The following is an 11,239-nucleotide window of genomic DNA, read 5'->3' as shown; positions in this document are numbered from 1 at the left end:
CGGTGAGCAGCGGCCCGACCAGCTTCGGCACGAACATCGGGTCCGGGTCGATCAGGTCGGAGTCCACGAACACCACGATGTCGCCGCTGGTCGCCGCCAGCGACCTCCATAACGCCTCGCCCTTGCCGGGCTGCGGGGCGACCTCGGGCACCGCCTGCTCACGGGTCACGACACGCGCGCCCGCGGCGACGGACCGGATCTCGGTACCGTCACTGGAACCGGAGTCCAACACAACCAACTCGTCAACCAGCCCGCCCAGCAGCGGGGTGATGCTGTCGATGACAGATTCGATGGTCGCTTCCTCGTCGAGGGCGGGCAGTACAACGGAGATGGTCCGCCCGGCCCTGGACTTGGCCGCCGTCAGCTCGGCGACCGTCCAGTCGGGACGGTTCCAGGTGCGCTCGGAGAGCCAGACGTCATCGGCCAGCGTGGCTGGACCAGCCAAGACCTGGTCAACAAGGTCTGTCATGCAAGTCCCCTTACTGTGCGCGTGGGTACGCGTACACCCTGTATCGACGCCACCATCTCCAGAACACGCCGGGTCGGCCCCACTTCGTGCACTCTAAACATCCGGGCGCCGGCCGCAGCCGACAGTGCGGTCGCCGCCAGGGTTCCCTCCAGGCGTTCGGTCAGACCCACACCCAGCGTCTCGCCGATGAAGTCCTTGTTGGACAGCGCCATCAACACCGGCCAGCCGGTGTCGACAAGGTCTTTGGTGTGCCGCAACAGCGTCAGCCCGTGGTAGGTGTTCTTACCGAAGTCGTGGGTGGGGTCGATCAACACCTTCTCGCGCGCGACCCCGGCCGCCACCGCGCGTTCGGCGGCGGCGGTGACCTCGTCGATCACCTGATCCACCACGCCGCGGGTGGTCGTTCCGTAGCTCACCCGGAACGGGCGGGTGCGCGGCGGGGCACCGCCGGTATGCGAGCACACCAGCCCGGCCCCGAATTCGGCGGCCACCGCCGGCAACCCGGGGTCGGCACCACCCCAGGTGTCGTTGATCAGGTCGGCGCCGGCCGCGCAGGCGCGTTCGGCCACCGTCGAACGCCAGGTGTCGACGCTGATCAACGTGGCCGGATAGGCGGCTCGCAGCCATTCGATGAACGGCACCACGCGGGCGCTCTCGGTGTCGGTGTCGACGGTTTCGCCCGGTCCGGCCTTGACGCCGCCGACATCGACCACGTCGGCACCGTCGGCGACGGCCCGGTGCACCGCGGACTTGGCCGCCTCGTCGCTGAAGGTGGCGCCGGCGTCATAGAAGGAGTCCGGGGTGCGGTTGACGATCGCCATGATCAGCGCACGGTCACCCGTCACCGGACGACCACACAGGGTTGACTTCACCCGTCCATGGTGCCCGGTCACGCCGGAGCGGGGGTAGGTCAGCCCTGCGGACGCTTGCCGGCTGCGACCTCGTCGGGGTAGTCGGCGTAGTAGGGCAGATAGCCGTCCTCGCGGCCGGCCAACACATACAGCGGGTCCCGGTTGCCGTACTTGTCAGGGCAGTAGGCCTGCTCGCGTAACTCCGTCTTGCGGTTTTTAAACGTCGTGGTATGCGCTATCGAGTCCACCACCCGCACGAACAGCGGCACCGCGTAGGAGGGCAGCCGCTGATACAGCGTGCGGGCCAGCGCCGCGCCGTCGAGCTCGCTACCGGCCCGCAACGTGACCGCGGCCATGCCGGCGCGGCCACCGGTGCCGGGGATCTCCACGCCGTAGACGGCGCACTCCTCGACCGCAGCGTCGGCCGTCAGCGCCGCCTCGACCTGCGTGGTGGCGACGTTCTCGCCCTTCCACCGGAAGGTGTCGCCGAGCCGGTCGACGAACGCCGCATGACGCATCCCCTGCGGCCGCATCACGTCGCCGGAGTTGAACCAGCAGTCACCGTCACGGAAAGCGTTGCGCACCAGTTTATTCTCGGTGGCCGTCGAGTCGGTGTAACCGTCGAAAGGCTGAAGTTTGTTGACCGGGCTGAGCAATAGCCCCGGCCGACCGGCCGGGGCCCGCCGCACCCGGCCGGTGGCGTCGCGCAGCGGCTGACCGGTATCCGGGTCGTACTGGGCGTAAGCGAACGGCGTCGGCGGGATGCCGGTGCTTCGGGCGACATTGAAGACGTTGATGAACGCGATGTTGCCCTCGCTGGCAGCATAGAACTCACAGATGCGGCTGATGCCGAACCGGGCAGCGAACGCGTCCCAAATCTCAGGGCGCAACCCGTTGCCGCAGATGACTCTGATCTTATGCGCGCGGTCGGTGGGTTTGGCCGGCTGGTTGAGCAGGTACCGGCAGATCTCGCCGATGTAGACGAAGGCCGTCGCGTCGTAGCCGATCACCTCGTCCCAGAACCGGGAGGCCGAGAAAGAGCGGCCCAGCGCCAGCGTCGCACCCGCGTTGATCACCGATGCGGCCGCGACCGTCAACGCATTGTTGTGATACAGCGGCAAGCAGCTGTACAGCGTGTCGCGGCTGCGCAGCCGCAACCCCACCCCGCCGAACCCGGCCAGCGCCCGCAGCCACCGCTGGTGAGTCATCACGCTGGCCTTGGGAAATCCGGTCGTACCGGAGGTGAAGATGTAGAACGCCGTGTCTTTGGCCAGCACCGCCGACGCCGAAGGCGGGTTGGCAGTGGGTGCGCCGACAGCCAGTCGCTCGACTTCTTCGATGGCCAGCGGATCAGCACCCGGCGCGCCGCAGTCGGCCACCGCATCGACCAGGTCGGACTCGACGACCAGCGCCTTCATACCCTGGGAGTCCAGCAGCGTCAGGCTGTGTGCCAGCACCTCGCCGCGCTGGTGGTAGTTGACCATCCCGGCGATGGCACCGCACTTGACCACCGCCAGCATCATCAGCACCGCGTTGGGTGAGTTGCGCAGCATGATTCCGACGACATCACCGCGCCCGACCCCGCGGGCGGCCAGCACCGCGGCGTAACGGTTGACTGTCTCGTTGGCCTGGCGGTACGTCAGCCGGGTGTCGCCGAACCGCAGGAACACCCGGTCGCCGTGGCGGGCCGCCCGCTGCTGAAAGAGCTTGCCGATCGAGGTCTTGGAGCTCGGACGGGGCAGCAGGCCGGTGATGACCGCCCGCAGGATGATCGGCAGATCGACCACGACGGCGGGCAGCCCGGTGACGACGTCACGCAACCCGACCGAGGTGTTGGCACCGAAGTCGTGATCAGACACGTTATTCCTCGTTTTCGATCTGAGGTGCCAGCCTAATCAACCTCGGCAGCCCGGGGTTCGCAGGCCGCCAGCGCCGCGTCCACGTCGTCGACCACCACCAACCGGTCCATCGCCGCCTGCGGGACGTAGCCGTCGTCGACCAGCCCGTACAGCCACGCCCGCAGCCCGTCGTAGTGCCCGACTGGGTCCAGCAGCACCACCGGCTTGTCATGCACGCCCAGATACCCACCGGTCCACGCCTCGAACAACTCCTCCAGCGTGCCGATGCCGCCGGGCAGCGCCAGAAACGCGTCGGAGCGATCCTCCATCACCTGCTTTCGCTCCCGCATGGTGTCGGTGACGATCAGCTCGTCGGCGTCGGTATCGGCCAGTTCGCGGTGTAGGAGCATGGCCGGGATCACGCCGACGGTCCGGCCGCCACGCTCCCGGGCCGCGACGGCCAGCGCCCCCATCGCCGAGACGTTGCCGCCGCCCCACACCAGCGTCCAGTCGCGATCCGCGATCGCCGCGCCGACTCGACGGGCCAGCGCCAGTAGTTCCGGATCGGTCGGCCCCGACGCGCAGTACACGCAGACCGCCCGCTGGATCGAGCCCACACCCGAAAGGCTATCCGGCGCTGGCTGGGCACCGTAAAATGCGCGCGGTGCCGATTCGGTGGAATGTGCCCCAGCACACGGCCGCTTTGGAGCAACTGAGCGTCGCCCTGGAGAACACGGCAGGCGCCGTCGTTCTCGGACCTGACGGCGGCGGCAAATCCACGCTGGCCCGGCTGGCTGCCGAGCACCACGCACACCAGCACCCGGCCACCAGCATCCGCTGGGTCGTCGGCACCCCGGCGCAGCGCACGGTGCCGTTCGGTGCCTTCAGTCACCTGGTGGATATCGCCGCTGATCTCCCGAAGCCGGCGGAGCTGTTGCGGGCGGCCCGCGCCTCACTGGCCGGTGACGCCCGAGAAGCCGATCTGCTGCTCGTCGTCGACGACGCGCATCAGCTAGATGTGCTGTCGGCCACGCTGGTGTACCAGTTGGCCCTGGCCGGCATGTCCCAGATGGTCGTCACCGCACGCGCCGACGCCGCACCGGAAGCGCCGGAAACCCCGGAAGCAATATCCGCGCTATGGGGTGATGGGCTGCTGCAGCGCCTGGACATCGAAGCCATCGGACCACCGGGCGGGACGACGATCTTGAGCCAGGTTGACCAGTTCCTCGCCGAGCTGTCGACGCCGGCCCGGTCGGTGCTGGACTACCTCGCCGTCGAGGAGCCGCTGTCGCTGGCCGATCTGACCGAGCTCACCGGTGTCCATGGTCGCGACGCGGTCCGGGAGGCCGAAGAACTCGGCGTCACCGAAACCAGGGTGCGCGGCGGGCGCGGGCCGGACCCGGTGGTCTATACCGCGCATCCGCTGTTCGCAGCACGGGCCCGGGTTGCGCTGGGCGATGACGGTGCCCGACGGCTGCGCACCGAGTTAGTCAGATTGCTGTTGGCGCAGCCGTCCGAACAGGTCAGCGACCGGCTGCGGCTGGCGTCGCTGGCGGCCGACAGCAACGCACCGCAGCCGGTCGGAGAGGTGGTGGCCGCCGCGCAGCAGGCGCTGCGGCTGGGGGCCCTGACGCTGGGTGAGCGGCTGGCCCGCCACGCTCTGGACCGGGGCACCGGCCTGCCGGCGCGGCTGCCGCTGGCGCACGCGCTGGCCTGGCAGGGCCGGGGCCGCGACGCCGACGCCGTGTTGTCGGCGGTCGACCCCGGACAGCTCACCGAGGCTGAACTGCTGGCCTGGGCGCTGCCGCGGGCCGCCAACCAGTTCTTCATGCTCAGCCAACCCGCGAAGGCGACCGCGTTCCTGCAGACGACACGGGAGCGAATCACCACGGCGACCTCGCGCGCCACCCTCGACGGGCTGATGGCCACCTTCGCGATGAACGCGGGCACCCCGCTGCGTGCGTTGCGGATCGCCGGCGAGGTGCTGAGATCGCCGCATGCCGACGAGACGGCGGTGGGCTGGGCGGCATCGGCTGCGGCGCTGTCAGCAGCCCGGGTGGGCGCCTTCGACGACGTCGAGGCTTTGGCTGCTCGGGCGCTGGCCGTCGAACATCCCGGCCTGTTGCGGTTCACCAGCGGCTTCGGCCGGGTGCTGACGCTGATGCTGGCGGGTCGGCTGAGCGAGGCGCGCTCGGTGGCGCAGCGCCACACCGACTTCGCCGAGCTGCAACAGCCGGGACGCGCCATCGGCGAGGTGCTGGTGGCCTACGTCGCGACCGCCCAGGGTGACTTCGATACCGCCGTGACGCTGCTGCGACGGGCCTGCGACGTGCTGGTGCCGACGGGCTACTCCTGGGGACCGCTGGCGTTGATGCTGCTCGCCCAGACGCTCGGCCAGCAGGGCGACCCGATCGAGGCGGCAAAGGTGCTCAGCCGTGCACAGTCGCGGCACGGACTGAAATCGGCGTTGTTCGCCCCGGAGTTGGCGCTGGCCGAGGCCTGGTCGAAGGCGGCTCGCGACGACTTGGCCGGGGCGGTCGAGGCGGCCCGCACCGCTGTGCAGGCAGCCGAGCGCGGCGGCCAGTCGGCCATCGCGCTGCGTGCGCTGCAGGACGCGGCCCGGCTCGGTGACACGCAGGCGGTGTATCGCGCGCAACGGCTCGCCGTCGAGGCGGACTGTGTGTTCGGACGGCTCACGGTCGCCCATGCCCGGGCGCTGGCGGCCCGTGATGCCCTGTCGCTGGCCGAGGTCGCCGCGGACCTGGCCGAAGCCGGGCTGCACCCGGCGGCCGCCGACGCCGACGCGCAAGCGCGGCGATGCGCTGGTGCGTGAATGTCACCGCCGGGTAGCGCCGCCGAGAAATCGGCGCAGCAGCTCCGCGGCGGCGGTGATCTGACCGACCGGCACGTGCTCGTCGCGCCGGTGGGCCAGGCTGGGATCGCCGGGACCGTAGTTGACCGCGGGGATGCCGCGGGCGGCGAACCGGGCCACGTCGGTCCAGCCGTATTTCGCCCGGATCCGCCCGCCCGCGGCCGCCACCAGTGCCGCGGCGGCGGGTGCGGTGAGCCCGGGCAGAGCGCCGGCGGCGGCGTCGGTCTGCTCGATGTGCACGTCCAGCCCGTCGAACACGTCGTGCACATGCCGCAGCGCCGCGGCGACCGACCGGTTCGGGGCGAAGCGGTAGTTGACGGTCACCGCCGCCGCGTCGGGGATGACGTTGCCGGCCACGCCACCGTCGATCCGCACCGCCGACAAACCCTCGCGGTAGGTGCAGCCGTCGATATCGACGGTGCACGGCCGATACGCCGCGAGCCGGTCGAGCACCGCGCCGAGCTTGTGGATCGCGTTGTCGCCCAGCCAAGAGCGTGCCGAGTGCGCGCGGACGCCACGGGCCTCGATGACCACACGCAGCGTGCCCTGGCAGCCGGCCTCCACGTAGCCGCCGGTGGGCTCGCCGAGGATAGCCAGATCGGCCTGCAGCCACTGCGGCAACTCGCGTTCGATGCGGCCCAAACCGTTTGCCGCCGCCTCGATCTCCTCGCAGTCGTAGAACACGCACGTGATGTCATGGAGCGGCTCGGCAACGGTAGCCGCCAGGTGCAGGAAGACCGCGACACCGGACTTCATGTCGACACTGCCACAACCGTGCAGCAATTCGCCGTCCCGGCGGCCGGGCAGGTTGTCGGCCACCGGGACGGTGTCGAGATGACCGGCCAGCAGCACCCGCGACTTTCGGTTCAGCCGGGTGCGGGCCAGGACGGCGTTGCCGTTGCGGACGACGTCGAAGCCCAAAGCCCGGGGAGTCTGCGACCGCAGCGCGGTTTCGACGTCGTCGGCGATGCGCGCCTCCTGCCGCGACTCGCTGGGGATGTCGACCAGCGCGGCCGTCAACGCGATCGGATCTCCGCGTAGGTCCAGCACGTCCTCAGGGTAGTGGGTCATCTCGCCGCGGTGCCCGCACCGCCAGGGCGCGTCTTGCTAGCGTGGAGCACCATGACCGCAGCTTCGGGTATCGGGGTGGCGACGCTGGCCGGCGACGGGTCGGTCCTCGACACCTGGTTTCCCGCACCGGAACTGATCGACTCCGGTCGATCAGGCACTACCCGGCTGTCCGGCACCGACATTCCGCAGCAGCTGGCCGGGTTGGCCGGGTTGGTCGGCCGTGACGAGGACCGCGGCACCGAGACGGTCGCGGTCCGCACGGTCATCGGCTCGCTGGACGCACCCGCCGCCGACGCCCACGACGCGTACCTGCGGCTGCATCTGCTGTCGCACCGGCTGGTAGCGCCGCACGGACTCAACGCCGGCGGCTTGTTCTCGGTGTTGACCAACGTGGTGTGGACCAACCACGGCCCGTGTGTCATCGACGGGTTCGAGACCGTGCGCGCCCGCCTGCGCCGGCGCGGGCCGGTGACCGTCTACGGGGTGGACAAGTTCCCCCGGATGGCCGACTACGTCGTCCCGACCGGGGTTCGTATCGCCGACGCCGACCGGGTGCGGTTGGGCGCACACCTGGCCCCGGGCACCACCGTGATGCACGAAGGGTTCGTCAACTACAACGCCGGCACGCTGGGCACGTCGATGGTCGAGGGCCGCATCTCGGCGGGCGTGGTGGTCGGCGACGGCTCCGACGTCGGCGGCGGCGCGTCCATCATGGGCACGTTGTCCGGCGGTGGGACACAGGTGATTTCGGTCGGCAAGCGCTGCCTGCTCGGAGCGAACTCCGGGCTGGGCATCTCGCTGGGCGACGACTGCGTCATCGAGGCCGGGCTCTACGTCACCGCCGGCACCAAGGTCGTCATGCCGGACGGCTCGGCGGCCAAGGCCCGCGACCTGTCCGGTGGCGCCAACATGCTGTTCCGCCGCAACTCGGTGACCGGAGCCGTCGAGGTTGTCTCCCGCGACGGGAAGGGCATCGCACTCAACGAGGAACTGCACGCCAACTAATCCAGCAGCTCCCTCTTGAGCACCTTGCCCATCGCGTTGCGCGGCAGCGCGTCGACGACACGCACTTCTCGCGGCCGTTTGTGCGCTGACAGTTGTTGTGCCACATAGTAAATCAAATCGTCCGGCTCAGCGTCCCCGACGATGAACGCGACGGTTCGCTGACCCAAGTCGTCGTCGGGCAGCCCGACAACTGCGGCCTCGGCGACGCCGGGATGCCCGAGCAGCACCGTCTCGATTTCGCCGGCGCCGATGCGAAAGCCGCCCGACTTGATCAGGTCGACCGACTCGCGTCCGACGATGCGGTGCATGCCGTCACCGCCGATCACCGCGACGTCGCCGGTCCGGAACCAGCCATCGGCGTCGAACGCCTCGGCGGTGGCGTCCGGGCGGTTGAGGTACCCGTCGAACAGTGTCGGACCGCGGACCTGAAGCCGCCCAATCGTTTCTCCGTCGCGTGCGACCGGAGCACCTTCGTCGTCGACCAGCCTGGTCTGCACCCCGCGCAGCGGCAGGCCCACCCAGCCCGGCCGGCGTTCACCGTCGGCACGGGTGCTCAACGTGATCAGCGATTCGGTACTGCCGTAACGCTCCACGGGCGGATGCCCGGTGAGTTCGACAAGCCGGGAGAACACCGGCACCGGTAACGCCGCGCTGCCGGACACCAGCAGCCGCGCCGCGGTGAGCGCGCGAGCCGCCGTGGTGTCCGCCGCCACCCGCGACCACACCGTCGGTACCCCGAAGTACAGCGACCCACCCGCGTCCGCGCAGGTTTGCGCGTATCCGGCGGGCGTCGGTTTCCCGGTGTGCACGAACCTGTTTCCCACTCGCAGTGACCCGAGCAGGCCCAGCACCAGGCCGTGTACGTGGTACATCGGCAACCCGTGCACCAGCACGTCGTCGGGGGTCCACTGCCAGGCTGCCGCCAGGGCGTCCAGGTCCGCCGCCAGGGCGCGCCGGCTCAACCGAACGCCCTTGGGCAGCCCGGTGGTGCCGGAGGTGTAGATGATCAGCGCGGTGGCATCGGCGGGCGGTTCGCGAAAGCGGTGCGGCGACCGGGCCTGCGATTCGACCGGGACGTGCGACAGGCCGGCGAGGTCGTCGGGCCGCTCCCCCAGCCAGGCCTGCGCCGCGGAGTCGGCCAGGATATGGGCCCGTTCGGCCACACCGACGTCGGCGGGCACCGGGACCACGGGTACACCGGCGATCAGACAGCCCGTGATCGCCAGCACGGTCGGCGCCGTCGGGGTGGCTAGCACCGCGACGCGGTGCGCGCCGTCGGCACGCCGTGCCACCGAGGCCGCGGCGCCCACCAGGTCGCTGCGGCTGAGCGCTCTGCCGTCGATGCGCACCGCGTCCGCGACGTCGTGCCCACCGCTACCACTGCGGGCAGCATCGGGATCCAGCGAGGTCAGCAGCATGTCAGCGAGGTTACCGGTGCCGAAACGGCACCTGACCGGAGCCGGTTCGCTGCACACCGAGGCCGCTGGCTGCTAATATTGACGAAAATATCCGTTAAATAGGGCGGCACGGCGAAAGGTGCGCGGATGGACAAACAATCCGAACCGCGACGTCGCGCTCGTCGCCCCCCACCGTGGCCCCGCAACCGGCAACGGGAACGAGTGCTCGGGCTGGTCCGCGACCATGACGGTGCGATCGATGCTACCGAACTGGCCGCCCGGATAGGGTTGCACGTCACCACCGTGCGTTTCCATCTGGATGCGCTGTGTGCGGAGGGCGTGATCACCCGCATCCGCATCAAACAGGCCCGTGTCGGTCGTCCCCGCACCGGCTATGTGGCGGTTCGCGACCGGTTGGACTACCGGAGCCTCGCCGAGGTCTTCGCGCTGGAGCTGGGCGACACGACCGCGCAGCGGCAACAGCGCGCCGAGCGCGCCGGCCAACGCTGGGCGGGCCGGATCGTGGCAGATCGGTCAGCCGAAGCCAGTGAGCCACACGATGGCCGGGATTCCACTGGACCGGGCGACCCCGACCGCATTGTCGACCGCCAGGCCGCGATGATCGCCGATGTCTTCGACCGGATGGGGTTCGCCCCAGAGTTGGCCCAGGCGACCGACTCCCCGGACGGTCGGCGTGAGCGGACCATCCGGCTGCATGGATGTCCGGTGCGTGATCTGGCCCGGTCGCACCCGGAAGTCGGCTGCGGCATGCACATGGGGCTGCTGCGCGGGCTGCTCGGCGCCGGGGTGGTTGCCGGCTGCGCTGCGACACTGCGCGCCGAGCTGGATCCGTTCGTCGAACCCGAACTGTGCATCGCCCGGATCACCGATGACTGAGTGTCGCGAAATGGCGGACCTGGTCGACCGCACCGACGTGGAAGCGCTGCTGCGGTCCTTCTACGGCCAGGTGCTGGTCGACGACGTCCTGGCCGGGCCGTTCGCCGAGGTACGGGAGACCACCGGCCTGGACTCGCACATTCCGGTGATGGCCGACTTCTGGGAAACCATGCTGTTTCATGTCCGACGCTATCGCGGCCGGGTGCAGGACGTTCACCGGCAGGTCCACGACCGCACGGCCCTGTCCACCCGGCACTTCACCCGGTGGCTGACGACCTGGTACAACACCGTCGACGCGATGTATGCGGGACCGGTCGCCGAGCGCGCGAAAACACAGGCCGCCAGGGTCGCCTGGGCCATGCACCGAGCGCTCACCGGCGCTGACGCGCCCGAACTCAACACGCTGGCGGGACGCCATACCGAACTGGCGGTCTCGCTGCGTCGACCAGCCGGTCAGCCGACGACTGCGTCGTCTCGACGCCTGATATAGCTCTGCGCGCACAGCCGCGCTACCGTTTCTCCCTCGGCTGGTCGCGTCAGCCGTTGGCGTAGGCGGCGGCGATCTCGGCCGCCAGGCGGGCGTTGGACAGCACCAGCGCCACGTTGGCGGTGACCGAGGCGCCGTGCGTCTCGCGATGGAAGAACTCCAGCAGAAACGGCGTGACATCCTTGCCGCGGACGCCACTCGTCTCGGCGGCGGCCAGGCCGGCTGCCAGCACTCGGTCGTGCAGCGCGCGGTCCAGCTCGTCGCCGGGCGCGATCGGGTTGACCAGCACCAGCCCGTATCCGTCGGTGCCGGTCCGGCGTCGGGCGCGCAGCACCTGCGCGGCCTGCTGCGG

The 11,239-nt window shown here is 70.0% G+C and carries 11 protein-coding genes; 4 read left to right on the top strand and 7 right to left on the bottom strand.

Translation table 11 applies throughout. The features are described from left to right. The 4 genes from AC2VON_RS22665 to AC2VON_RS22650 form a co-directional block, all read right to left on the bottom strand. On the bottom strand, window positions 1-469 hold a 469-nt coding region (locus tag AC2VON_RS22665; RefSeq protein WP_486954881.1), incomplete at its 3' end, for a glycosyltransferase. After that, window positions 466-1,341, bottom strand: a complete 876-nt coding sequence (gene folP / locus AC2VON_RS22660; protein ID WP_486954880.1) for a dihydropteroate synthase — start codon at window positions 1,339-1,341, stop codon at window positions 466-468. The genes AC2VON_RS22665 and folP, both read right to left, overlap by 4 nt. A gap of 38 nt (window positions 1,342-1,379) precedes the next feature. Next, window positions 1,380-3,179, bottom strand: coding sequence for a long-chain-acyl-CoA synthetase FadD6 (gene fadD6 / locus AC2VON_RS22655; RefSeq protein ID WP_486954879.1), 1,800 nt, complete (start codon window positions 3,177-3,179; stop codon window positions 1,380-1,382). A 32-nt stretch (window positions 3,180-3,211) separates the two neighbouring features. Further along, window positions 3,212-3,775: an LOG family protein gene (locus tag AC2VON_RS22650; protein ID WP_486954878.1), complete on the bottom strand. Its 564-nt coding sequence runs from the start codon at window positions 3,773-3,775 to the stop codon at window positions 3,212-3,214. 47 nt (window positions 3,776-3,822) lie between these two features. On the opposite strand from AC2VON_RS22650, the gene AC2VON_RS22645 reads away from it, so the two are divergent. Then, window positions 3,823-5,991 carry an AAA family ATPase gene (locus AC2VON_RS22645; protein WP_486954877.1) on the top strand — a complete coding sequence of 723 codons (2,169 nt, stop codon included), beginning with the start codon at window positions 3,823-3,825 and terminating at the stop codon, window positions 5,989-5,991. 3 nt (window positions 5,992-5,994) lie between these two features. Here AC2VON_RS22645 and dapE read toward each other — a convergent pair whose 3' ends face one another. Next, window positions 5,995-7,080, bottom strand: coding sequence for a succinyl-diaminopimelate desuccinylase (dapE, locus tag AC2VON_RS22640; RefSeq protein ID WP_486954882.1), 1,086 nt, complete (start codon window positions 7,078-7,080; stop codon window positions 5,995-5,997). Window positions 7,081-7,152: 72 nt separating this feature from the next. Between dapE and dapD the strand changes: the two genes are divergently transcribed. Further along, window positions 7,153-8,106, top strand: a complete 954-nt coding sequence (dapD, locus tag AC2VON_RS22635) for a 2,3,4,5-tetrahydropyridine-2,6-dicarboxylate N-succinyltransferase (protein WP_486954876.1) — start codon at window positions 7,153-7,155, stop codon at window positions 8,104-8,106. Here the strand turns inward: dapD and AC2VON_RS22630 are convergent. Next, window positions 8,103-9,524: an acyl-CoA synthetase gene (locus AC2VON_RS22630; RefSeq protein WP_486954875.1), complete on the bottom strand. Its 1,422-nt coding sequence runs from the start codon at window positions 9,522-9,524 to the stop codon at window positions 8,103-8,105. The two genes, dapD and AC2VON_RS22630, sit on opposite strands and share 4 nt — an antisense overlap. A gap of 126 nt (window positions 9,525-9,650) precedes the next feature. Here AC2VON_RS22630 and AC2VON_RS22625 point away from each other — a divergent pair, with 126 nt between their 5' ends. Continuing rightward, window positions 9,651-10,400, top strand: coding sequence for a helix-turn-helix transcriptional regulator (locus AC2VON_RS22625; RefSeq protein ID WP_486954874.1), 750 nt, complete (start codon window positions 9,651-9,653; stop codon window positions 10,398-10,400). After that, entirely contained in the window at window positions 10,393-10,890 is a 498-nt protein-coding gene (locus AC2VON_RS22620) for a group III truncated hemoglobin (RefSeq protein ID WP_486954873.1), read from the top strand. The genes AC2VON_RS22625 and AC2VON_RS22620 overlap by 8 nt, the downstream gene beginning before the upstream one ends. Window positions 10,891-10,936: 46 nt before the next feature. Here the strand turns inward: AC2VON_RS22620 and AC2VON_RS22615 are convergent. Next, window positions 10,937-11,239, bottom strand: a 303-nt coding sequence (locus AC2VON_RS22615) for a pseudouridine-5'-phosphate glycosidase (protein WP_486954872.1), incomplete at its 5' end; no start/stop codon positions are given.

It is taken from the genome of Mycobacterium sp. TH-M82, from assembly GCF_057473605.1.
The sequence above is the reverse complement of the archived record's forward strand: the minus strand, read 5'-3'. Positions and strand labels throughout refer to the sequence as shown.

Bases quoted from the DNA above. Each gene is read 5' to 3' on its own strand.
- AC2VON_RS22625 (WP_486954874.1), top strand. From the start codon at position 9,651: ATGGACAAACAATCCGAACCGCGACGTCGCGCTCGTCGCCCCCCACCG.
- dapD (WP_486954876.1), top strand. From the start codon at position 7,153: ATGACCGCAGCTTCGGGTATCGGGGTGGCGACGCTGGCCGGCGACGGG.
- AC2VON_RS22620 (WP_486954873.1), top strand. From the start codon at position 10,393: ATGACTGAGTGTCGCGAAATGGCGGACCTGGTCGACCGCACCGACGTG.
- AC2VON_RS22630 (WP_486954875.1), bottom strand. From the start codon at position 9,524: ATGCTGCTGACCTCGCTGGATCCCGATGCTGCCCGCAGTGGTAGCGGT.